The organism is Vagococcus martis, assembly GCF_002026305.1.
Lineage (GTDB): Bacteria > Bacillota > Bacilli > Lactobacillales > Vagococcaceae > Vagococcus > Vagococcus martis.
In genome coordinates, this window is the sequence record NZ_MVAB01000001.1 from 1,906,921 (window position 1) to 1,932,664 (window position 25,744).

General features: G+C 34.8%; 18 protein-coding genes. 16 read left to right on the forward strand and 2 right to left on the reverse strand.

Going from position 1 to position 25,744, the window contains the following annotated elements; genetic code table 11:
• The first annotated feature begins 8 nt into the window (after positions 1-8).
• From glpO to BW731_RS09275, 3 genes are all read left to right on the forward strand, one after another.
• On the forward strand, positions 9-1,835 hold the full coding sequence (gene glpO / locus BW731_RS09265) for a type 1 glycerol-3-phosphate oxidase (protein WP_079347570.1): 1,827 nt from the start codon (positions 9-11) through the stop codon (positions 1,833-1,835).
• 7 nt (positions 1,836-1,842) lie between these two features.
• A complete protein-coding gene (locus BW731_RS09270; RefSeq protein ID WP_079347572.1) occupies positions 1,843-2,562 on the forward strand; it encodes an MIP/aquaporin family protein in 720 nt (239 codons plus the stop codon).
• A gap of 189 nt (positions 2,563-2,751) precedes the next feature.
• Positions 2,752-4,305: a glucosaminidase domain-containing protein gene (locus BW731_RS09275; protein WP_079347574.1), complete on the forward strand. Its 1,554-nt coding sequence runs from the start codon at positions 2,752-2,754 to the stop codon at positions 4,303-4,305.
• A gap of 160 nt (positions 4,306-4,465) precedes the next feature.
• Here the strand turns inward: BW731_RS09275 and glmL are convergent, their stop codons facing one another.
• Positions 4,466-5,848 (reverse strand): methylaspartate mutase accessory protein GlmL, encoded by a 1,383-nt coding sequence (gene glmL, locus BW731_RS09280; protein WP_079347576.1) that lies wholly within the window; start codon positions 5,846-5,848, stop codon positions 4,466-4,468.
• Positions 5,849-6,448: 600 nt separating this feature from the next.
• Here glmL and ftcD point away from each other — a divergent pair.
• From ftcD to BW731_RS09320, 8 genes are all read left to right on the forward strand, one after another.
• A complete protein-coding gene (ftcD, locus tag BW731_RS09285) occupies positions 6,449-7,348 on the forward strand; it encodes a glutamate formimidoyltransferase (RefSeq protein WP_071457295.1) in 900 nt (299 codons plus the stop codon).
• Positions 7,349-7,361: 13 nt separating this feature from the next.
• On the forward strand, positions 7,362-7,988 hold the full coding sequence (locus tag BW731_RS09290) for a cyclodeaminase/cyclohydrolase family protein (protein ID WP_079347578.1): 627 nt from the start codon (positions 7,362-7,364) through the stop codon (positions 7,986-7,988).
• A 43-nt stretch (positions 7,989-8,031) separates the two neighbouring features.
• Entirely contained in the window at positions 8,032-9,708 is a 1,677-nt protein-coding gene (locus tag BW731_RS09295) for a formate--tetrahydrofolate ligase (RefSeq protein ID WP_079347580.1), read from the forward strand.
• Positions 9,709-9,725: 17 nt separating this feature from the next.
• Positions 9,726-10,337, forward strand: a complete 612-nt coding sequence (locus tag BW731_RS09300; RefSeq protein WP_079347582.1) for a HutD/Ves family protein — start codon at positions 9,726-9,728, stop codon at positions 10,335-10,337.
• Positions 10,338-10,423: 86 nt separating this feature from the next.
• Positions 10,424-11,779 (forward strand): APC family permease, encoded by a 1,356-nt coding sequence (locus BW731_RS09305; RefSeq protein ID WP_079347584.1) that lies wholly within the window; start codon positions 10,424-10,426, stop codon positions 11,777-11,779.
• Between the two features lie 68 nt (positions 11,780-11,847).
• Positions 11,848-13,401: a histidine ammonia-lyase gene (gene hutH, locus BW731_RS09310; protein WP_079347586.1), complete on the forward strand. Its 1,554-nt coding sequence runs from the start codon at positions 11,848-11,850 to the stop codon at positions 13,399-13,401.
• 130 nt (positions 13,402-13,531) lie between these two features.
• Positions 13,532-14,830 carry a histidine--tRNA ligase gene (gene hisS / locus BW731_RS09315; protein WP_079348622.1) on the forward strand — a complete coding sequence of 433 codons (1,299 nt, stop codon included), beginning with the start codon at positions 13,532-13,534 and terminating at the stop codon, positions 14,828-14,830.
• Between the two features lie 24 nt (positions 14,831-14,854).
• On the forward strand, positions 14,855-15,733 hold the full coding sequence (locus tag BW731_RS09320) for a YitT family protein (RefSeq protein WP_079347588.1): 879 nt from the start codon (positions 14,855-14,857) through the stop codon (positions 15,731-15,733).
• A gap of 78 nt (positions 15,734-15,811) precedes the next feature.
• On the opposite strand, the gene hutI is transcribed toward BW731_RS09320, so the two are convergent.
• A complete protein-coding gene (hutI, locus tag BW731_RS09325) occupies positions 15,812-17,077 on the reverse strand; it encodes an imidazolonepropionase (RefSeq protein ID WP_079347590.1) in 1,266 nt (421 codons plus the stop codon).
• A gap of 249 nt (positions 17,078-17,326) precedes the next feature.
• Here hutI and BW731_RS09330 point away from each other — a divergent pair, with 249 nt between their 5' ends.
• The 5 genes from BW731_RS09330 to purK all read left to right on the forward strand — a co-directional run bounded on the left by BW731_RS09330 (position 17,327) and on the right by purK (position 25,741).
• Entirely contained in the window at positions 17,327-19,351 is a 2,025-nt protein-coding gene (locus tag BW731_RS09330) for a urocanate hydratase (RefSeq protein WP_079347592.1), read from the forward strand.
• Positions 19,352-19,546: 195 nt separating this feature from the next.
• Positions 19,547-22,543: an AAA family ATPase gene (locus BW731_RS09335; protein ID WP_079347594.1), complete on the forward strand. Its 2,997-nt coding sequence runs from the start codon at positions 19,547-19,549 to the stop codon at positions 22,541-22,543.
• Between the two features lie 119 nt (positions 22,544-22,662).
• The gene (locus BW731_RS09340) at positions 22,663-24,069 is read left to right on the forward strand and encodes a gluconokinase (protein ID WP_079347596.1); all 1,407 of its coding nucleotides are present in this window, start codon (positions 22,663-22,665) and stop codon (positions 24,067-24,069) included.
• 72 nt (positions 24,070-24,141) lie between these two features.
• Positions 24,142-24,627 carry a 5-(carboxyamino)imidazole ribonucleotide mutase gene (gene purE, locus BW731_RS09345; RefSeq protein WP_079347598.1) on the forward strand — a complete coding sequence of 162 codons (486 nt, stop codon included), beginning with the start codon at positions 24,142-24,144 and terminating at the stop codon, positions 24,625-24,627.
• Positions 24,611-25,741, forward strand: coding sequence for a 5-(carboxyamino)imidazole ribonucleotide synthase (gene purK, locus BW731_RS09350; RefSeq protein ID WP_143592774.1), 1,131 nt, complete (start codon positions 24,611-24,613; stop codon positions 25,739-25,741). Before purE ends, purK begins: the two co-directional genes overlap by 17 nt.
• Positions 25,742-25,744 lie beyond the last annotated feature (3 nt).

Below are 25,744 nucleotides of genomic sequence, written 5' to 3' on the forward strand. Positions count from 1 at the left end.
TGATAAAAATGAGTTTTTCTTTAAAAACGAGACAAGAAAGTATTAACTATCTAAAAGATCATTCCGTTGATGTATTAATCATTGGTGGCGGTATTACAGGAGCGGGTCTGGCTTTACAGACCGCTGCTTCTGGCATGAGTACAGCTTTAGTTGAAATGCAAGATTTTGCTGAAGGAACATCTTCACGTTCGACTAAGCTAGTTCATGGTGGTATTAGATATCTGAAAACCTTTGATGTTGAAGTGGTATCAGATACAGTGAGTGAGCGAGCAAATGTCCAAAAAATTGCGCCACATATTCCTAAACCAAATCCAATGTTATTACCAATTTATGATGAGCCTAATAACACATTTTCATTATTCTCATTGAAAATTGCGATGGATTTATATGATCAATTAGCTCACGTCACAGGAACAAAGTATGAAAATAGAGTATTGACAAAAGAAGAAGTGCTTGAAGTAAGTCCATATCTAGCTAAAGAAAATCTTCTAGGTGGCGGGATTTACCTTGATTTTAAGAATAATGATGCCAGACTTGTTATAGAAAATATCAAAAAAGCTCATGAAGATGGTGCTCATCTGTTAAGTAAAACTAAAGTAACTGGATTTATTTACGATGAAAACAATAAAATTTCAGGTGTTCATGTAGTCGATGTGTTAACGAATGAAACATATGATATTCATGCTGATGTCGTAGTGAATACAACTGGACCTTGGAGTGATACGATTCGTGGCTTATCAAATGATGAGACAATTGTTGGTCAAATGCGTCCGACAAAAGGTGTTCATTTGGTGGTTGATTATGACAAGTTACCTGTGACTCAACCAGTTTATTTCGATACAGGTTTATCCGATGGGCGTATGGTTTTTGTGATTCCAAGAGAAAACAAAACATACTTTGGAACAACAGATACTGATTATACAGGAGATTTAATGCATCCAACGGTGACACAAGAAGATGTTGATTATTTACTAGAAGTGGTTAATAATCGCTTCCCAGATCGTGATATTCGTTTATCTGATATTGAAGCAAGTTGGGTAGGATTAAGACCTTTATTATCTGGTAATGCTGGTTCAGATTACAATGGTGGTTCTAAAGCCTCATTATCTGAAGAAAGTTTGGACTTAGTTATTCAATCTGTTAAAGAATTTGAAGCAGGAAATGGTTCTAAAGAAGCAATTGAGCAAACTATTAAAGATGCTAAGACAAGTAGTGGTGAAAAAGAAGTCTCTTCTTCATCTGTGTCACGTGGTAGTAGCTTAGATGTGACAAAAGATGGCCTTGTGACGTTGGCTGGTGGGAAAATAACGGACTACCGTTTAATGGCTGAAGGTGCTCTTGAAGTGATTGCATCATTATTAAAAGAACAAAAAAATAAAGACTATAAGTTAGTGGATTCTAAAAACTATCCAGTGTCAGGTGGCGAGTTTGACGCAACAAAAGTTGAAGAGATGACACAGGAATTTACAAAACTTGCAATGGCTAGTGGTTTAACTGAAGAAGAAGCGGCAGATATTGCAAATCTTTACGGGGCTAATACGAAAAAAGTACTAGCTTATGGCACAACAGAATTTGATGGTTTAACCAAAGCAGAATCAATGAGTTTAATGTATGCACTTGAAGAAGAAATGACATTAACTCCAGTTGATTATAGTTTACGACGTACAAATTATTTATTATTTAAACGTGAGCGCTTAGAAGAAATAAAAGACGCATTAGTGAATGCTATGTCACATTATTTTGAGTGGACACAAGAAGAAGAAAGCACTTATAAAAATGAATTAGAAAAAGCAATGTCTGAATCTTTCTTAGAAGATTTAAAGACAGAAGGGTGAGTAAATAATGGATGCAAATAATTTACAGATTTTTAGTGAGTTTTTGGGAACATTGATTTTAGTGTTACTTGGAGACGGAGTTGTTGCTGCAGTTAGTTTAAACAAAAGTAAAGCACAAGGTGCTGGTTGGGTTGCTATCACTTTAGGTTGGGGTGCAGCTGTAACTATGGCCATTTATGTATCTGGATTTATGGGTCCTGCTCATTTAAATCCTGCTGTAACACTAGGTTTAGCTATAACCGGTGATTTTTCTTGGGGCTTAGTAGTACCATTTATGATTGCTCAAGTCTTAGGAGGAATTGTGGGAGCTATTTTAGTTTGGATTACTTACTTACCACATTTTGCTGCAACAGAAGATGAAGCAGCTATTTTAGGAACTTTTGCAACAGGACCAGCAATTCGTGATTATAAATCAAACGTTGTGACTGAAGCAATTGGAACATTTGTATTAGTATTTGCTTTACTAGCATTTGGCCAAAATACATTTGCTGATGGATTTAACCCAGTAGTTGTTGGATTATTAATTTTAGCATTAGGTCTATCTTTAGGAGGACCAACAGGGTATGCAATTAACCCAGCACGTGACTTAGGTCCACGTATTGCTCATCAAATTTTACCAATTGCTAACAAAGGTGGATCGGACTGGTCTTATTCATGGGTACCAATCGTTGGACCATTAGTAGGTGGTGCTTTAGCTGCTGGTTTATGGATGATGATTCCTTTATAGAATAAAAAGTATTAAAGTTGTTAGATTGAGCTTGTCTCATCTGACAACTTTTTTTAGGTAAAAAACACTCCTTTTTTTGTGTTATTAACTTGTATTATTTTTCTAAATAACTCATAATATATAATAAAAGTGTTATTTATGAGATGTGATAGATCTCAGATGAAAATAGATTGTTAAGGGGATAGGAAAATGAAAAAAGTGACACCGTATTTATTATTATCGACTTTAGTATGCCAAAGTCTATCTGTAGGGAGTATTGTTCAAGCAACAGAACTTAATAAGGCAGATAGTGAATTAATAAATCAAGAAGTAGTAGCAACAAATGATAGTACAACTGAAACAATACTTGGTAATGACTCGGATACTGATATAGAGAATATACCGGAAAACAAACCAGAAGAAACACCAGAGCAACAACCGGAAAACAAGCCAGAAGAAAAACCAGAATCAAAGCCGGAAGAAACACCAGAGCAAAAACCAGAGCAAAAACCAGAGCAAAAACCAGAGCAAAAACCAGAGCAAAAACCAGAGCAAAAACCAGAGCAAAAACCAGAGCAAAAACCAGAGCAAAAACCAGAGCAAAAACCAGAGCAAAAACCAGAGCAAAAACCAGAGCAAAAACCAGAGCAAAAACCAGAAACAAAACCGGAAACAAAACCAGAAACAAAACCAGAAGAAACACCAGAACAAAAACCAGAAACAAAACCAACAGTTAATTATCCATCACAAGACAAAGGTACATACTTTGCTGATACTAGTAAATTGACCACAAATAAAGACAATTCTCCAATTAATTTTTCAGTGACAAAAACGACACAAGAATTTATCAATGAAATTGGAGAAGCAGCACGAAAAATAGGGCAAGAATATGATTTATATGCTTCTGTCATGATTGCTCAAGCTATACTTGAATCAGGTAGTGGACAAAGTTCTTTATCGACACATCCTAACTACAATTTATTTGGCATTAAAGGTGAGTATAAAGGAGAATCAGCATCATTCTATACATTAGAAGATAATGGTGCAGGTCAGCTTTATGGTATACAAGCTAAGTTTAGAAAATATCCATCAGTGAAAGAATCCCTAGAAGATTATGCTGAGTTGATGAAAAAAGGCATTGCATCAAATGAAGATTTTTATAAAGGCGTGACTAAAAAAGAAGCTAAAACATATAAAGAAGCAACCGCTTATTTAACTGGTCGATATGCAACAGACACTAGATATGACGAAAAACTAAACGCTTTAATCGAAACATATGATTTAACTTATTTTGATCAAGCAGTGAAAAAAGGAAAACGTGTAACAAAAGGTAATGTTGAAGTGGATACCTATGAAATTATGAATCCAGAAACGAAGAAAACAGCTATCTTTACACTGCCGTTAGAAGAAAAATATGTAATTTCTAGTCCATTTGGTTATAGAGGGAATGAACATCACGATGGTATCGATTTAGCCATCGCAGCCAATACGCCAGTACTTGCTTCAAGTGATGGTGTGGTTGTAGGTACAGGATTTGACCCATCAGCAGGTAATTATGTCATCGTCAAACATGCGAATGATTTGTACACTAATTATTTCCATTTAAATTCAATTAGTGTGTCACTAGGAGAAAAAGTAACAAGCGGAAACATCGTAGGTCTTGTAGGAAGTACTGGAAATTCAACAGGTAGTCATTTGCATTTTGGTATTAGCACAGATATGTGGCGTAACTATTTAAATCCAGCATCTTATTTTGAATTTTAATAGATTTAAGTATAATAAGAAAGACAAGGCTGACCCAAAAGTAACTTTTTAAATGAAAATCACTAAACTAACAAAATAGAAATCCCATGAAGTCGGTGTTTTAATAAGCTGATTTCATGGGATTTTTCTATGTTTAAGACTTTTGAATCAGCCTCTTCTTTTAATTTAATGGCTTAATATGTTTTGAGGCAAGTTCAAACGCCAATTCTTTATCTACTGTTGATAGTAATCCAATGGCAGATAGAATATAATCGTGATCAATAAACAAATGACTTTCTTCTGGTGTCAGTGTTAACTCATCTGTTGGGGTAAGGGCAGAAGCTAATATATTTTTAGGTTGGTCGTTGTGTACAAGTATACCTCCAGTACCAATAATCGTTTGAAATTGTCTTAAGTCTTTACCGTATTGATGATAAATGGCTCTTGAAGGAGTTTGCTCTTTCTTATAATAGCCAGCATGACGGGCAACAGCGGTTTTAATCGCTAATTTAGCAATGGCATTATCTAATTGCTTTTCTTCACTAGAATCTGCTATATAGCTAGGATGTTGACTTCTGAATTCGCATTTACGTGATAATTGACTTTCGTTAAGGTTGATATAATCGTAAAATGCTTGGGGAGAGACACTCTCTAGGAGACTTTTAGCAGAATATCTCATGCCTAAGTCACCTTCAACAGTCCGTTTGCTGTAAGGTTCAGCTAATCCATCAAACTGTACATTTTTCTTTTCTTCTTTTCCACTTCCAATAGAATGAATATCAGTTGTTGCACCGCCAACATCAACAATCAATGTATTACCAAATCCTTTTTGAGTTGTTGTTCCTTCTGATAAGAGTTGCGCGGCATATAAAACAGCTGTTGGCGTGGGAATAATTTCCGCTGCTACTTGAGTTTGGATATCGCTCATCCCTTTTGCTTTGATAATATTATTAATAAAAATATCTCGTAATATTTTTCTAATAGGTAAAGCATTTAATTGATTAATTTGAGGCATGACATTTTCTGTTAAATGGTAATTAGTACAATATTGGTTAAAAAGCGCTTTTATTTTAGGATAAGTTTCTTCATTTCCGGCCACTACAATAGGTATGTTTAAAGATAGTTCGGTTAATTGTTTTGCATCTTTTAAAATATTTTTATCATTTCCTCCATTTGTTCCTCCACTTAACAAAATGACGTCAGGATGTAGCACTTCGATTTCTTTGATATTGTCAGATGTTAGGCCATAACTGTATACTTTCAGAATTCTCGTTCCAGCACCAAGAGCGGCTCGCTTAGCTGCCTCAGCAGTTAGAGTAGGAGATAGGCCAATCGCTACCATCTTAAAGCCACCTTTAGCAGATGAGCAAGCAAGGACTTGATCAAATGATTGTTGAGTAAGATGTTTGGTCAAATCATCATAAGCCTTATGATAACCATCAAGTACATTTGTTTCGATAGTTGTGTATGATTTACTAGTTGCTAATATCTTTCTTTCTTCATCATCAACTGCTGTTAATTTAGTGTAAGTACTACCAAAATCTACTAATAAATAAGTTGTCATGTTTATCACCTCGAAAATATTTTTTGTTATTTAATTATTTTTTTCTTCGTCTTTTATTATCTAATAATCGTCAAAATCAGTTTTGACGTTTTAAACTTTCATTTTAAAAATGAGAATATATCGTTGTTGAATAAATAATGTTTTTTTAAGTGATTTTCTATTTATAAAACAAATAAGTTAGTAGATTCATCGCAACAATGGCTGTTCTAGGTTTGTAATATCAATGTTTTTCTACTATCTAATAGTATTGAAAGTTAGATTTGTCAAAAAAAGGTCAAAAGATTAAGGCTAGAAAAAACAGTTTTTTTAACTTGGTTTTTGTTAGCAAATAAAATAAAAATATTGTATAAAAAATGACTATTACTAATTGTTTCACAAGTTGTCTTTTTATATAAAAGTGGTGTTGACTTGTTATTTAAAGGGTGCTATTCTTTGGGTGTCAATTGAAAGCGCTACCTAAGAAGTTGTGCTTTATTTTAACAAAAGTAAGGGAGTGAAAAAAAGAGTAAAATCTTACTTTTTATTATAAAAGTAGGTTATAGTATTTGTACATAGTTTTTACGCGTATCAAAATCATAAATTGAAAGGATGTTGTTTATAATGGCAAAAATAATTGAATGTGTCCCAAATTTTAGTGAAGGTAAAAATGAAGAAGTAATTAACGGATTAGTTTCAGTGGCAAAAAGTGTCGGTGGAGTGACGCTGTTAGATCATTCTTCAGATAAAAGTCATAACCGTAGTGTATTTACACTAGTTGGGGATGAAGATGGTATTCAAGAAGTTGCTTTTCAATTAGTAAAATATGCAAGTGAAAATATAGATATGACAAAACATTCTGGTGAACATCCAAGAATGGGTGCAACAGACGTTGTTCCATTTATTCCGATTAAAGATGTGACACTTGAAGAATGTGTGGAAATTTCTAAAAAAGTAGCAAAACGAATCAATGATGAATTGGATATCCCAATTTTCTTATATGAAGAATCAGCATCTGCACCAACTCGTAAAAACCTTGCAAAAGTTCGTAAAGGTCAATTTGAAGGCATGCCAGAAAAATTGAAAGAAGAAGAATGGGCACCTGACTTTGGTGAAAGAGCTATCCATCCTACAGCAGGAATTACAGCAGTTGGAGCAAGAATGCCATTAGTAGCTTTCAACGTCAACTTAGATACTGATAACATTGACATTGCTAACAAGATTGCTCGTATCATTCGTGCATCAGGTGGTGGATTTAAGTATTGTAAAGGTATTGGGGTTATGTTAGAAGATAGAAACATCGCTCAAGTTTCTATGAACATGGTTAACTTTGAAGGAACACCACTTTATCGTACATTTGAAACAATCCGTTTTGAAGCAAAACGTTACGGTGTAAATATTATTGGTAGTGAAATCATTGGTTTAACACCAGCAAAAGCATTGATTGATTGTGCGGAATACTACTTACAAGTAGAAGACTTTGATTATGGTAAACAAGTATTAGAAAATCATTTATTAAATTAAGGAGCTGCTAAAGATGAAATTAGTCGAATTAACGGTAAGTGAATTTATTGAAACATTGGGATCAGATGCTCCCGCTCCTGGTGGAGGATCAGCAGCGGCATTATCTGCAACAATGGGAATTTCTTTAACAAAAATGGTTTGTGAATTAACAATCGGTAAAAAGAAATATGCTGAATATGAAGATGAAATTAAACTAGTGTTCGATGAAACAAAAGAACTCCAAAAGAATTTACTTGAAGCAATAGATAAAGATACAGAAGCATTTAACGCAGTTTCAGCAGTGTTTAGTATGCCAAAAGAAACAGATGATGAAAAAGCAGCTAGACGTGCGGCTATGCAATCAGCTTTAGAAGGAGCAGCTAAATCACCACTAGAGATGATGAAATTAATGTTAGAAGCACTTGACGTAACAAAACGTGCTATTGGAAAATCAAATACTAATGCAGCAAGTGACTTAGGTGTTGCAGCACTTAGCTTAAAAGCTGGAATTCAAGGCGCATGGCTGAATGTTTTAATTAATTTATCAGGTATCAAGAATGAAGAATTTGTCGCGTCTTATCGACAAGACGGTGAAGCATTATTAGCTAAGGGTTGTTTATTAGCAGATGAAATTTATGAGGAAACATTAAAAGTCGTTTAAAAAAGATGTTAATTAATTAAATGGAAGGGTTGAAGAAAAAGTTATGGCACATTTATCAGATATCGAAATCGCAAATTCAGTTGAAATGAAACCAATTAAAGAGGTAGCGGCTCCATTAGGATTAAAAGAAGAGGATTTAACACTTTATGGTAATTATAAAGCGAAATTAGATGCTCGTGAATTAACTAGGCTAGAAAATGAAAAAGACGGTAAATTAATTTTAGTAACTGCTATTACACCAACTCCAGCTGGAGAAGGAAAAACAACAACATCTGTTGGGTTAGCTGATGCCTTTACTAAATTAGGTAAAAAGGCAATGATCGCTTTACGTGAACCATCATTAGGACCAGTATTTGGTGTTAAAGGTGGAGCAGCAGGTGGTGGACACGCTCAAGTTGTCCCTATGGAAGATATTAACTTACATTTTACAGGTGACTTCCATGCGATAGGCGCAGCAAATAACTTGTTAGCTGCTTTGATTGATAACCATATTCATCATGGTAATGCGTTAGGTATTGATAGTCGTAACATCACATGGAAACGTGTTGTTGACATGAATGACCGTCAATTGCGTCATATTGTGAATGGATTACAAGGACGCGTCAATGGTGTTCCGAGAGAAGATGGTTATGATATTACTGTAGCATCAGAAATTATGGCTGTGTTATGTTTATCAAATGATATTGATGACTTAAAAGAAAAACTTAAAAACATGGTAGTAGCATATAATTTTGAAGGAAAACCAGTTACTGCTGGCGATTTGAAAGCAGAAGGTGCAATGGCAGCTTTACTTAAAGATGCGATTCATCCAAACTTAGTTCAAACATTAGAACACACACCAGCCATTATTCATGGTGGACCATTTGCCAATATTGCACATGGATGTAACAGTATTATCGCAACAAAAATGGCGATGAAATACGCAGATTATGCGATTACAGAAGCTGGCTTTGGAGCAGACTTAGGTGCTGAAAAATTCATCGATATTAAATGTCGTTTAGGAAATATCAAACCTGATGCTGTTGTATTAGTAGCAACAATTCGTGCACTAAAAATGCATGGTGGCATTCCTAAGAAAAAATTAGAACCAGAAAACGTAGAAGCCGTTGTTAAAGGATTAACTAACTTAGACAAACATATTGAAAACATTCAAGACGTTTATGGTTTACCTGTTGTTGTAGCAATCAACAAATTTCCATTAGATACAGATGCTGAAATCGAAGCAGTTGAAAAAGCATGTAAAGAGCGTGGCGTAGAAGTTGTTTTATCTGACGTTTGGGCTAATGGTGGCGAAGGTGGTATTGAGTTAGCTGAAAAAGTCATGGAATTAGCAGAACAAGATAATAGTTTCAGCTACGTATATGACTTAGAAGATTCAATAGAAGAAAAATTAACTAAGATTGTACAAAAAGTTTATGGCGGTAAAGGAATTGAATTAACTGGACCTGCTAAAAAACAATTGAAACAATTAGAAGAATTGGGTTACGATAAGTTGCCTATCTGTATGGCGAAAACGCAATACTCATTCTCTGATGATGCGACACTTGTTGGTGCACCAAAAGACTTTACGATTACGATTAAAAATCTCAAAGTATCTGCTGGAGCAGGTTTTATCGTAGCGTTAACTGGTGCAGTTATGACAATGCCAGGACTACCAAAATCACCTGCATCTGAAAGAATTGATATCGATGAAGAAGGTAACATTACTGGATTGTTCTAAAAGGTAGAGGAAAAAATATGTCGTATCATTTATTTAAACAGAATGATCATCAAACATCTCGTTGGAGTGGGGGAGAAACGACCCAAGTGTTTCTCTACCCACCAACGGGTAAGTATGAGCCTGGAAAATTTGACTACCGCATTTCTACGGCTTCAGTAGAAATCGAAGAAAGTACATTTTCAGCGTTACCTGGCTATAAGCGTTTGTTGATGTCATTGAATCATCCATTAGAACTAACACATGAATCAGAATCGTTTACTGTTAATAAAAAAATGAAACCGTTTGAAGTTGATGCGTTTGATGGAGCAGATAAAACAAAAAGTGTAGGGAAATGTCAAGACTTTAACGTTATCTTTAAACCAACCTACACTAGTGAAATGTCTGCTGTTTCAACTATTCGTGATAGACAATTATTACCTTGTGTTCGATACTTTTACTATATGTTAGTTGATGGAGTCATGACGTATATAGACCAAGAAGAAAAACATGTTGCCAAGTTGGAAGCCGGAGATTGTGTCATGGTAGAAGAGGGTCGTACGATTTCGATGATTAGTATAGAATCTCATCAACCACAACAATCACCAGCAGTTGTCGAAGTTGTTGTTTGGAAAAATGAAAAGTCGCTCTAATAAAAATAATTTGGATAGGAAGCATTTTTATATATTAAAAATGAACAAATTATGTTAACGATCAGATGATCGGAAAGGGGCCCCTTATGATTACCGAAACAAAAACACCGGTTGATGAGATTAAATTAACCGAAATAGACTCAGAAAGTTCAAAATTTAGTTTAGGTGGTGCAACGCTTTACGGTATTAATGCAGTAGTTGGTTCAGGTATTTTCTTATTACCACAAACAATTTATCGAGATTTAGGACCAGCTTCTCTATTAGCCATGGTATTTGATGCGGTGTTGGTGTTACTTTTGGCAGTATGTTTTGCTGAAGTAGCGTGTTATTTTGACAAAAATGGTGGTGCGTTCCAATATTCTAAATCAGCTTTTGGTGATTTAGTTGGATTTATCGTTGGACTATTAGGTTGGTTTGTAACGATTATCGCTTGGTCAGCAATGGCAGCAGGATTTGCCAAATTATTAATTGTTACAATACCTGCATTAGAAGGGCATAATAAAGCGATTAGTGTTATTTTAGTGATATTATTATCTATTATTAATAGTACCGGACTTAAAACATCCAAAATTTTTACCATAAGTATCACAATCGCAAAATTGATTCCGATTATTGCGTTTACCTTTATGAGTATTTTCTTTATTAAAAATGGTTTTGACGCTGGTAACTTTACACCATTCCTACAACTAAAAGAAGGTATGACGTTATCTAAAGCGATGGCTGGAACATCAATGACAGTATTCTATGCGTTTATTGGATTTGAAGCTTTACCAGTTGTAGCTGGTGAGATGAGAAATGCGAAGAAAAATGTTCCAAAAGCAATTATTGGCTCAATTAGTATCGTATCAATTCTTTACTTCATGATTATCGCTGGAACCATTGCGATGCTTGGAGTGGGGATTTTAGAAACAAATGCTCCTGTACAAGATGCCTTTGCTATGATGATAGGACCTGCTGGTAGATGGATTATTTCCATCGGTGCACTTATTTCAATTCTTGGATTAAACGTTGGGGATTCAATGATGATTCCACGTTATGGTGCAAGTATTTCTGATGAAGGTTTACTACCAAAAATCGTTTCTAAGAAAAATAAAAAAGACGCACCTTATGTAGCGATTATCATCTCTTGTGTATTAACTTGCTTATTATTATTAAGTGGAAGTTTCGAACAATTAGCAGAATTAAGTGTGGTATTTAGATTTATTCAATATATTCCAACAGCAATCGCCGTTATTTTCTTACGTAAGAAAAATCCTGGTGTTGAAACTGCCTTTAGATTACCATTTGGTCCAGTGATTCCAATACTTGCTGTAGTAGTTAGTGTGTGGATGCTTGCAATGGGTGCCAATAGTAAGAGTTTAATTGCTGGAGGTATTGGTATCATCATCGCCGCAATTTTCTATTTTGTATTGAATGGTAAAAACGCTAGTAAAGTGAAATAAAGGGTTAAAGAGTATTAAATGAGTGAAGTGAGTTATTAAGTTGAAAATGAGTTTAGGAGGAAGTAATAATGACTGAAGTAATTACATTAACAGGTAATGATTTAACATTGGAACAAGTGGTAGAGGTAGCAAGAAAAGGTGCAACAATTACGTTATCACAAGAAGCAATCGAGGCAGTGAATGCTTCAAGAAAAATTATTGATGATATTGTCGAAAGTAAAAAAGTAACTTATGGTGTAAATACTGGATTTGGTTCCCTTGTTAAAGTAAGTATTCCACAAGAAGAAACTAGACAATTACAAGAAAACTTAATTCGTACTCATTCAAGTGGATTTGGTGATCCTTTAGGAGAAGACGAAGTACGTGCTATTATGTTAATCCGTATCAACTCTTTATTAAAAGGTTATTCAGGTATCCGCTTAAGCACTATTGAAACATTGATGGCAATGCTAAACAAAGGTGTCGTGCCACATATCCCTGAAAAAGGATCATTAGGGGCTTCAGGAGATTTAGCACCATTATCACATATGGTGTTACCAATGTTAGGATTAGGACGTGCTTATTACAATGGCGAATTGCTTGAAGGTAAAGAAGCAATGGCTCGTGCTGGTGTTGAAGTGATTCACTTAGAAGCAAAAGAAGGTTTGGCTTTAATTAACGGTACAACTGTTTTAACAGCAATCGGAGCATTAGCAACACATGATTCAATCGAGTTATTAAAACTTTCAGACATTGCCGGAGCATTATCATTAGAAGTACACAATGGTATTGTAAATGCCTTTGATGAAGAATTACATATTATTCGTCCTCAAAGTGGACAACTTGCAACAGCGAAAAATATTCGTCACATGTTAGAAGGAAGTACCTTAACAACGCAAGCAACAGCTGAACGTGTACAAGATCCTTACACATTACGTTGTATGCCTCAAATTCATGGTGCAAGTAAAGATACTGTGGCTTACGTGAAGAAAAAAGTGGAAATCGAAATTAACTCTGTAACAGATAATCCAATTATCACTCGTAGTGGAGATGTTATTTCAGGAGGTAACTTCCACGGTGAACCAATGGCACAACCATTTGACTATTTAGGAATTGGTTCTGCTGAAATTGGTAACGTGTCTGAACGTCGTGTGGAACGTTTGGTAAATACTAACTTAAGTGGTTTGCCTTCATTCTTAGTGAAACATCCAGGTGTTAACTCAGGATTTATGATCACACAATATGCTGCAGCATCATTAGCATCAGAAAACAAAATCTTATCACATCCAGCAAGTGTGGACTCAATTACATCTTGTGAAAACCAAGAAGACTTTGTCAGTATGGGAACAACAGCAGCTAGAACTGCTAGAGATATTACGAAAAACTCTCGTCGTATCGTCGCAACTGAAATGATGGCAGCGTGTCAAGCTATTGACTTCATTAAAGACCGTGGTGTATTAGGTAAAGGAACTCAAGTAGCGTATGATGTCTTTAGAAAATATGTGAAATTTATTGATTTAGATAAAGACATTGAAATGTATGATGAATTAGAAAAAGCAACAGATGTATTAATCAATGGTGAATTATTAAAAGCTGTTGAAGAAGTTGTAGACTTAGATATCGAATTTGATTTTGGAAAATAAATAAACCACTTATTAAGCTCTGAATTGATTAAGATTCAGAGCTTTATTTGTAAATAAGTCGTGATAACTATTGAGTATCGAATCAATATTATGTAGTATGAATATAACGAGAAAAGGATGGTGTATGACGATGAAATATCAGAAACCAAAAGGAACAAACGATATTTTACCAGGTGAATCAGAAAAATGGCAGTTTGTAGAATCAACTGCACGTGACGTATTAAAAAAATATGACTTTCATGAAGTCAGAACGCCAATGTTTGAACATATTGAAGTTATTACACGAGGTGTTGGTGAGTCAACAGATATCGTGACAAAAGAGATGTATGATTTTAAAGACAAAGGTGATCGCCATATTACGCTTAGACCTGAAGGAACTGCTCCATTAGTTCGTTCATACGTTGAGCATAAATTATTCGGACCGGAACATCAAAATCCGTTTAAAGCTTTTTATATTGGCCCAATGTTTCGCTATGAACGCCCTCAAGCAGGACGTTTACGTCAATTTAACCAAATGGGGATTGAAGTATTAGGTAGTAGTAATCCAGCAACAGATGTTGAAGGGATTTTAGTCGCACTAGATTTCTTTAAACGTTTAGGCGTGACACATACTCAATTAGTGATTAACTCACTTGGAACAAGAGAAAATCGTATGGTTTATCGCCAAGCATTAATTGATTATTTAGAGCCTTTAAGCGACCAATTAAGTGATGACTCAAAACGTCGTTTACATACTAACCCACTTAGAGTATTAGATAGTAAAGATAAAAAAGATAAAGAAATTGTCGAAAATGCACCGTCAATTTTAGATTATCTAGATGAAGAGTCAAATGCTTTCTTTACTGAAGTGAAATCATTACTTGATGCAATGGGTGTGGAATATGTAGTCGATCATAGAATGGTTCGTGGTCTTGACTACTACAACCACACAGTATTTGAAATTATGAGTAATGCTCCAGGATTTAATGGTGCGATTACCACAATTTGTGCTGGTGGACGATATGATGGATTGGTTTCAGAATTTAATGGACCAGATAGTCATGATTCAGGATTTGGGTTTGGTATGGGAATTGAACGTGTCCTAATCACAATGGACGCTGAAGGAGTGGAAATTCCTGCAGCAAACAACGTGGATGTATATGTTGTTGGTCTAGGTGAAGAGACAAATTGTGAAAGTTTAAAATTAGCTCAAGCAGTAAGACAAGCAGGATTTGTTTGTGAACGTGATTTCCTAAATCGTAAAGCAAAAGCTCAGTTCAAGTCTGCAGATAAATTAAATGCTAAACTTGTTTTGATTATTGGTGAATCAGAATTAGCAGAAAAAATTGTTCGTATAAAAAATATGGTGACAGGTGAAGAGACAACCGTTTCATTAGATGATGTTTATACATCCTTTAGCAATGTTTACAACAACATTATAGGAGCGTAAACGTATCTTTGGAGGAGACTTATCATGAAACGATTTAGCAAGGACTCTAGTACCATTGCTGATTATACTCGTAAATTAACGGTTATATTTTTATACGCGTTATTATACGCAATTGCTTTGAACATGTTTTGGCATCCAGCTTCAATCTATACTGGTGGAATCACAGGTTTTTCTCAAATAGTAAACACTGTTTTTGAAAAATGGTTTGGCGTGAGTTTGTCGATATCAGTCATTTATTATTTGATGAATCTACCCTTTTTAATTTACGGTTGGAGAAAGATGAATAAAGAAATTGTCATTTTTACTTTAATAAGTGTGACAGCCGCATCCCTTGCAATTAGCATTGTACCTGAAATTGTACTAACTAAAGACCCAATTATCTGTGCACTGTTTGGTGGGGCCATTGGAGGGAGTTCTCTAGGTTTAGCTTTAAAAAATGGTATTGCTACAGGTGGGCTTGATATTGGGATTATTGTGATTCGACGCAAGACAGGGCGTAGTATCGGCTCAATTTCGATGGTAATCAACGGGATTATTGTAATAGCAGCAGGCTATCTATTTGGTTTTCCGTATGCTTTTTATAGTTTGCTATCAATTATTGTGAGTGGAAAAGTGACTGACTTTATTTTTACTAAACAACAAAAAATGCAAGCTTTAATCATTACTAGACAGCCTGAAAAAGTGATCGCCGAACTTAAGGTGCGATTACTTCGAGGTGTGACGATTTTAAATGAAGCAGAAGGAGCGTATGATCACCGTGAAAAAGTGGTTCTTTTGACGGTTATTACACGTTATGAAATGCCATTATTGGAAGAAGCAATCAAAGAAGCGGATAATGAGGCCTTTGTTAGTATCTCAGAAAATGTCCACACAATTGGAAAATTTGATGATTTTGAATTTTAAATCAATAGAAAAGCCACTTAGCGATTTGCTAGGTGGCTTTTTATAAACTCATTTTCACATGACAGGTAAAAATAAGACTTACACAAGTTGACGATTTTTTGAAACCAATTCTCCATTTTTATAAACGTCTTCGACTAAGTTTGTTGCAAAGAAATACAATGGATAATCAATGTTTGGTGCATCAAATACGGCAATATCAGCACGTTTTCCTTCTGTGAAACTTCCGATTGATTCTCCTAAACCAACTGAATAAGCAGCATTGATTGTCACAGCATTAAATACTTGGATTGGTGTTAAATGCATTTTGAAACAACCAAGTTGCATAATAAATTGGATATTAGCGGTTGGGCAGCTTCCAGGGTTTGAGTCAGTAGACAATGTAATGGCCATTCCAGCATCTAACATTTTTTTAGCTGGAGCATAAGTATCAGCCATTAAACTGAACGTTGTTCCTGGTAATAAGTTACCAATAACACCTGCTTCACTCATTTTTTTGATTCCTTCATCAGTAGCAGCCATTAAATGTTCTGCACTAACTGTTTCAAGTTCTGCAGCCACATCAACTCCACCGATTGAGTCGATTTCATCAGCATGAATACGTAATTTGAAGTCTAAGTCTTTTGCTGCTTGAAGTAAGCGACGAGATTGCTCTGCTGTAAATACACCAGTTTCACAGAATATATCACAGAAGTCTGCTAATTTTTCTTCTTTTACTTTTGGAAGCATTTCAGTGATGATTTGATCGATAAAGGCATCCCCATCTCCATTAAATTCTTCCGGAATGGCATGAGCTGCCATAAATGTTGACACTAAATCAATTGGATGAGTATGATTTAATTCTTTTACCACATTCATTTGTCTTTTTTCTGTTTCCCAATCAAGACCATAGCCACTTTTGGCTTCAACTGTTGTTACACCGTGAATTAACATCTCATCTAATAAATGACTTGATTTATCGTAAAGTGTGTCAAAAGAAGCACTCTTTGTTGAGCGTACGGTACTTAAAATACCGCCACCTTCTTTTAAGATATCTAGGTAAGAGATACCATTTAATTTTTTGGCAAATTCATTTTCACGACTGCCACCATATACTAAGTGAGTATGGCAATCAATCAATCCTGGTGTTGCAAGTTTTCCTGTATAATCATGGATTTTAGTATGATCACCAATTAGTGACTCATCAGGTTGTCCACTACCTATTTTGAGGATTTTACCATTTTTAATCGCGATATAGCCATCTTCAATAATGGTTGCCTCAGACATTTCGCTTCCTTTTAAAGCGCGTTGTTTATCTATCGGTGAAAAAATTTGACTAAAATGTACTAATATTTTATCTGCTTGCATGAAAAAGTTCCTCCTTTTTATTTCTATACTAATTATAACCATTTAATGAATATAATGTAGTCTTGTATCATCTAAAAAGGGTCAAAAAAATTTTTTTAGAAAAAAAAGAGAAAAAAAGAGACTTTTTGCTGTGAATTGACCCATAATAGACTATGGGAGGATAAACTAAGGCCATAACTTAATGATTCATTCACTTATGTCTACAGGAAAAGAGATAAGTAACTCAAGATAAACTAAGGAGGAAGTAAAATGATTAAAAATACTGATATTAGTAAAGCGATGACGATTAAATTACCAGATGTGTTACCAGATATGCCGAAATTTGAAGAAGGCATTCGTCGTGCCCCAGACAGAGGATTCCGTTTAACTGAAGCACAAACTGAATTAGCATTAAAAAATGCACTTCGTTATGTACCAGAACAATTTCATGATCAAGTGATTCCAGAATTCTTAGAAGAATTAAAAACAAGAGGTCGTATTTATGGCTATCGTTGGTATCCAAAAGAGCGCATCTATGGTAAACCAATAGATGAGTACAAAGGAAAATGCACTGCAGCTAAAGCAATGCAAGTTATGATTGATAATAACTTAGACTTTGACATTGCACTATATCCATATGAATTAGTGACTTATGGAGAAACAGGCCAAGTTTGTTCAAACTGGATGCAGTATCAATTAATTAAACGTTACCTAGAAGAGATGACTGATGAACAAACATTGGTTCTTGAATCAGGTCACCCATTAGGATTATTTGCTTCTAAAAAAGATGCTCCAAGAGTCATCATCACAAATGGTTTACTTGTTGGGGAATATGACAATATTCACGACTGGGAAATCGCAGAACAAATGGGTGTCACAAACTACGGACAAATGACTGCTGGAGGATGGATGTACATTGGTCCTCAAGGGATTGTACACGGAACATTTAATACATTATTAAATGCCGGTCGTTTGAAATTAGGAATTCCAGACGATGGAGATTTAACTGGAAAACTATTCATAACATCAGGTCTAGGTGGTATGAGTGGGGCTCAAGGTAAAGCTGGTGAGATTGCTAAATCAGTGACAATTGTGGCGGAAGTTGACCGCTCTCGTATCGATACTCGTTTAGAACAAGGATGGATTAGTCATGTGACTGAAACACCAGAAGAAACAATGACATTAGCTAAAGAATATTTAGATAACAAAGATTCAACATCTATTGCGTATCATGGTAATATTGTTGACTTACTTGAATATGTTGACAAACATGATATTCATGTTGATTTATTATCAGATCAAACATCTTGTCATAACGTATATGAAGGTGGCTATTGTCCAGTAGGTATTACATTTGAAGAAAGAACTCGTTTACTTGCTGAAGATCAAGAAACATTTAGAAAAATGATTGATGACACGTTGGCTCGTCACTTTAACGTGATTAAATCATTAACAAGTAAAGGAACTTACTTCTTTGACTATGGTAACTCATTTATGAAAGCTATCTATGATACAGGAATTAAAGAAATTTCTAAAAATGGTGTGGATGATAAAGATGGATTTATCTGGCCATCATACGTAGAAGACATTATGGGACCTATGTTATTTGATTATGGTTATGGTCCATTTAGATGGGTATGTTTATCACGTAAACATGAAGACTTAATGGCAACAGATAGAGCAGCTATGGAAGTAATCGATCCAACTCGTCGTTATCAAGACCGTGATAACTACAACTGGATTCGTGATGCTGAAGATAACAAATTAGTTGTTGGAACAGAAGCTCGTATACTATATCAAGATGCAATGGGCCGAGTGAATATTGCACTTAAATTTAACGAAATGGTTCGCCGTGGGGAAATTGGCCCTGTGATGATTGGTCGTGACCATCATGACGTATCTGGAACTGACTCTCCATTCCGTGAAACATCAAATATTAAAGACGGAAGTAATGTAACGGCTGATATGGCAACACAATGTTACGCTGGTAATGCCGCTCGTGGTATGAGTTTAATCGCTTTACATAACGGTGGTGGTGTTGGTATTGGTAAATCTATTAATGGTGGATTTGGTTTAGTATTAGATGGAACTGAATTAACAGACGAAATCATCAAATCTGCGATTGCATGGGACACTATGGGTGGCGTTGCTCGTCGTAGTTGGGCAAGAAATGACCATGCGATTGAAACATCAATGGAATACAATGAAATGAGAAAAGGATCAGATCATATTACCATTCCATATTTAGCTGATGAAGCGAAAGTAAAATCAGCAGTCAGTGAATTATTTAAATAACGATTAGAGTGGACTTCCTATCCAAATCTCTAAACCCTCTCGTTTTTACAGCGAGAGGGTTTTATTGTCTCAATTTGCCGAAAACGATTTCTTTTACTATAACAAAATAGTATAATTATGGTGACAGGGTATATGTGTATATCGTTAATATACAAACAAGGTATGATTTATTAAAGTGGGGAGAGTTTTTACGGTATGGGAAATTATTTAAATTGTCGATTGTTTGGAACACCAGAAGTAAGTTTAGATGGTGAGATTGTTTTGTTTTCTTTTTCTAAAATCAATGCCATGCTTTATTATTTATTAATTAATAAAACCGTTAGTCGTGATGAATTATCAGGACTGTTATGGCCAGATAAGAGTGATAAGAATGCAAAAAAGAATCTTCGAAACGCCATTTATCAAGCAAATAAAAGTTTAGGTATGGAGCTAATTATTTCTCCAAATAAATCATTGTTAATGTTAAATGACACAATTAACTTCACAAGTGATGTGGAACAATTTACTCAGGATCCTGAAACATATTATTATCTTTATAAAGGTGAATTTTTGAAAGGGTTTTATTTAAAAGAATGTGAAGGATTTGATTTTTGGGTTGTTAGGATGAAAAGCTTTTTTGAGAAAAAGTTCGTTGAGACCGTTCATCGCCGCATAGAACAAGATATTGCCAATGGTGTGAATGAGCATGTGGAAGAAGTGATTGAACAATTAATGTTTATTGATGAATTTAATGAAATTAACTATCAGTATTTGATGACTTTTTATCAACAACAAGGCCGAGATAATAAAGTAGTAGATGTTTATCATAAGTTATCAAATTTGTTGAAATCAGAGCTTGGCGTGACACCAAATAAACAAACAAAAGCCATTTATGAAACGTCACTTGAACGGATTTTGTCAGAAAATACGACAAACAATCAACGTTTTTCATCACTATTTTATGGTCGTTCAGAAGAGTTACAACAATTATCAGTGAATTTTGCGGCTTTTAAAAGTCGTCAGTCTTATCAATCTGTGGTGGTTCGCGGTGAAGCAGGTATTGGAAAAAGTGCGTTGATAAATCGGGCGATAGATAGCGTATCAGATGAGTTTAAAGTCATCGAAACACAGTGCTATCAAGCAGAAGAAAATCATTTGTTACGTCCATGGAAAAAAATTATTGATCAATTGACGGTTATAATAGAAAATCAAGAATTAATCGATCCACTTGTTTGGCAAAAAGTGATTCGAAAAGTTTTTCCTAGTTTTACTCAGCCGTTTCTTGAAGTGATTTCGCATGGAGAGACAGAACCTTACAAGGAAAAGATGTTATCAGATTTGATGATAGAGGCTATTAATAAGTTATCTCAACAACAACAACTTATTTTCTTATTTGATGATATTCAGTGGATGGATGAATCCAGTTTAGATTTGTTGACGACTGTTATGCTACATTGCCATACAAATGCGATGTTTATGATGTCCGCTAGAAGTGTTGAGCGTTATCCATTGGACAAATTTATCAATACATTAAAACAGAGTGGTAAGTTAGCAGTTATCAATCTAGAGCCTTTCTCATATGAGGAAACAGATGGATTTATTCGCAAAAAATTGCCGCATTTTGATGTGACAACTACAATAGTCGACAATGTGTATCAACATACTGAAGGAAACTTATTTTTCCTAATTGAGTACGTGTCTTTGTTAAATAGTAATACGAATTTAAATACCATGACAGTGAAGATGAAAGATGCTTTACGAAATCGCTTTTTATATTTAACAGAAGAAGAACAAGAACTAGTGTCTATTATTTCTTATTTTTATGATTATGCTTTAATTGATAGTTTAGTGTTTTTAACAAAGAAGTCAAGCTATGATATCGTGGCGATGATTGAGAGTCTCGTATCAAAAAATATTTTGGTAGAAAAAGCCGTTGGAGATAAAATTGCGACAAGTTTTACTCATGTGAAGTTACGAGAATTTGTTTATATGAACCAATCTCTTGCTAAAAAACGTGTACTCCATCACCGAATCGCTGAATTTTTAGAATCGCAACTTAAACCTGGAGGCAATGATATTCTTCAGTATGACACGATAGCCTATCACTACAAACATGGAAAAGATGAATTAAGTGGTTTGAAATATCGTCTAAAATATTTTGAAGGGTACCTTGGTTTTTATCACGAGCTATTCCCAGTTGAAGGACAATACGGTGTGGATCCATTTAGTTTCAACAAAGAATGGGCAACAGAGCAATTTGCGAAAATAAATCAACGATTGACGCAACTTAGTCTAGATGACAAACAAACAGATTTGTATAACTTACTCAGACTTCAATATTTGTACCTGGAAGGTCGTTTTTTGATAAAATATGGAGAGTATGAGCGTGGTGTAGCAAACATTCAAAGCGTATTGATTAGAGCAAGAGAATTAAACGAAAGCTCTTATTTATTAAATGGGTATAAGCAAATGATTTATTATTATATTCAGATAAATGAACCTAAAGAGATGATTTATTACATAGAACTGGCTTTGGATTTGTCGATTCGAGAAAACAATCATCAATCAATCGGTATTTTATTACGTCTTAAGGGACTTTATCATATGATGAGCGGTAATAATACGGTGGCTGAAAAGTTACTAAAAGAGTCCATTAATACGTTTATGTTGACTGATGAAATCAGTAAAAAGTATTCAGTGAGCATTGCAGCAGCCTATAACTACTTAGGTGAAATACGGATGAATAATGGAGAGTACCAAGATGCTGTGGGTACGTTTGAAAAAGCCATTGATTTGTGTCAAAGTAATCAAGCACTCTCAAGTTTAACCATATTCTATATTAATGTTGGCGTGGCATTATTTGCTTTAGAAAATTATGAAGAAGCAGAAATCTATTTCCTAAAAGCAGAAGAAATTTTTTCTAGTCTAAATTTTTACTGGAAACGAGCTAAATTAGATGCATATCTTTCTATTTTGTATGCACAAAAGAATCATATGCAAAAATCTCAGTTTTATTTAACTCAAGGTGAAAAACACGCAAAACGGATGGGAAATTGTCGTGATACAGGCATGATAGAATACGCAAAATATATCAATTATCACGTGTACCATCATGACGCTATAGATGATTTTTTACCAGTTGAAACGATTTGTGAGTATTTAAATGACTACCAAGATGCTTATGAAATTAGTAAATTAAAAGAAATTAGATAATAAATTCAAGTCTCCATAAGAGGCTTGAATTTTTTGTTTTTAATCATCGAAGATATTTAGTGAAACCAGTGATTTGATGTTAAAATAAAAATATAAAGAAAAAGAAGGGTGGATATGGGATGTATCCTTTAGCGATTGACGTTGGGACAACCAATATTAAGTTACAAATTTTTGAAAAAGACACGATTATAGAAGAATTAGTCTTACCAATAGAAACATTTACAGATAGAGGAAGTAGAGTTTTCCAAAGTCCAGCTTATATTTATCGTCAAATTGTACGAGGTATTCGTACCATGACACAAGAGGGTTACAACATTGATTCAATCGTTTTGACAACAGCTATGCATAGTATTATGCCAATAGTTGAGGGACGAGACGAGGAAATGTATATTTGGCTAGATGCGCAAAGCAAGCCATTTGTCGAAACAATAAAATCAGAAAAAAATTATCTGAATTATTATAAAAAAACTGGGACACCCATTCATGAGATGTCACCTTTTGCAAAAATTGGGCATTTCCAAAAAGAAAAATGGTTTAAAGATGTTATTCGTTGGGTTGGGATGAAAGATTACTTAATGGAACGATTGACAGGAGAATTTGTCGTAGATTATTCCATTGCCTCAGCAACAGGCTTATTTAATATCCATGATAAGAAATGGGATGCAGCCATTTTGAAAAAAGTTGGAACAGATGAATCAATGTTAGCTAAGTTAGTTGATACGGATTATTCTGCCCCGCTTCTTGAAGACGTTGCAGCTGAATTATTTTTAACACCAAATATCCCAGTTTATATTGGTGCAAGTGACGGTTGTTTAGCGAGTTATGCGAGTTATGTCGCTAATGGTACGCTTAATACCATCACGATTGGAACAAGTGGCGCGGTGCGTAAATTATCTAAAACAATTGAGTTAGATGATAAAGGACAGACGTTTTGCTATTACTTAAACGATACTTACTGGGTCATTGGTGGTGCGACAAATAATGGCGGACAAATAATGACATGGGCTGAACATGTCTTTTTTGAGGGTCAGTCTATTTATCAAGAGCTAAATCATTCTCTTAGTCAATCACCAATCGGAAGTGACGGTCTACTATTTTTCCCTTATTTAACAGGAGAACGTGCCCCAATTTGGCAATCAACTCCTCAAGGAAAATACATTGGACTCAGTTTAAAACATACTAAACATCATATGGTTAGAAGTATAGTTGAAGGTATTTTTTATAATTTACGCTATATTAGTGAATTAGTTGAATTAGAGCCAAGAGAGATTACGGTAAATGGCGGCTTTTTTGCTAATGAATTATTAGCCATGATGGCAGCCGATATTTTTGGTCAAAATGTTGTTCAATCAGTTTATAATGAACCAAATTTTGGAGCAGTGAGCCTAATTCATCCAGTTAAGTCGTTTTTATTATCAGACCACCGTCGAACATTTTATACGGAAGATAACCATCATTTATATAATCATAGCTATGAATCATTCAAAAAAGAACTAGAAACGAACGTTTTAAAAAATAAATTTTAAAACTTACGTATATTTTTGACAGGGTTTTTATCACTTGTTACAATGAACAAAAAGATAGAATGGAGAGTAGTCATGAGTGATATTGCTGTGATAATGGGTAGTAAATCTGATTGGGATACGATGAAAGAAGCATGTGATGTCTTAGATGAACTAAATGTAACGTATGATAAAAAAATTGTGTCAGCTCACCGGACACCAGAGTTAATGTTCGCTTTTGCTCAAGAAGCAGAAAGTAAAGACTATAAAGTCATTATCGCAGGAGCAGGTGGTGCGGCTCATTTACCAGGAATGGTGGCAGCTTTAACGACGTTACCAGTGATTGGTGTACCAGTAGAATCAAAAAGTTTAAAAGGAATGGATTCACTTTTATCAATTGTTCAAATGCCAGGAGGAATTCCTGTCGCAACGACAGCGATTGGTAAACCTGGCGCTAAAAATGCCGGTTTATTAGCAGCTCAAATTATTGGCATCACAGATAAACATATTAGAGAAAATCTGCATCAATATAGACAGCAGTTAAAGAAAACTGTACTAGAAAGTGGTGACTCTTTTGATTAATCCTATCTTGCCTTCGAAAACAGTTGGTATTATTGGTGGTGGACAACTTGGTCAAATGATGGCTCAAAGTGCAAAAGAAAAAGGATTTGTTGTCGGTGTACTTGATCCTAATGACAATTGTCCAGCTGCTCAAGTGTGTGATTTTCATATTCAAGCGTCATATGATGATGTATCGGCTATTAAGAAATTAGCTAATCAATCAGATGTTTTGACTTATGAATTTGAAAATGTTGATTCTAAAGTATTAGAACCATATGACAATATAGGCAAACTCCCTCAAGGATTGAAGCTATTAAAAATATCGCAAAATAGACAATTTGAAAAAGAATTTTTAGTTCAACATAATATCCCAGTTTCTCCATTTGAAGTCATTCAGTCAGTTGACGAATTAAAAAAAGCACTTAAAGTGATTGGGTTTCCAAGTGTACTGAAAATGATCGTTGGTGGGTACGATGGAAAAGGTCAAATTGTGTTGCGTAGTGAAGATGATATAAAAGACTGTCAAAAATTACTAAAAAATGCGACATGTATTTTGGAAAAATGGGTGTCGTTTGAAAAAGAAATCTCTGTGATTATTTCAAACAATAAACGTCAAGAGATTAGTGTGTTTCCTGTGGCAGAAAATAAGCATGTGAACAATATTTTGTTTACTAGCATCGCACCAGCTAGAATCAGTGAAGCATGTGCAAAAGAGGCTATATCACTAGCCAAGCGAATTAGTAAAGAACTTGAAGCATGTGGCACAATTGCGATTGAAATGTTTGTAACTGAGACAGAAGAATTGGTAGTCAATGAAATTGCACCAAGACCACATAATTCTGGTCATTACACGATAGAATCGTGTTCAGCAAGTCAGTTCGATACACATATATTAGGAATCTGCCAATGGGCAATGCCTAATATCAAAAGTTTTAGTGATGCAGTGATGGTGAACTTAATTGGAGACGAGCAAACTAAAGCAAAACAGGTTGTCTCTGAAAAAAATAATTGGGATTTTCATTTTTATGGAAAAAAAGATGAAAAACCAGGTAGAAAAATGGGTCACATTACGATATTATCAAATAGTATTTCAGAAACATTAACAGAAATTCAAAATCAAGATATTTGGCAATAAGAA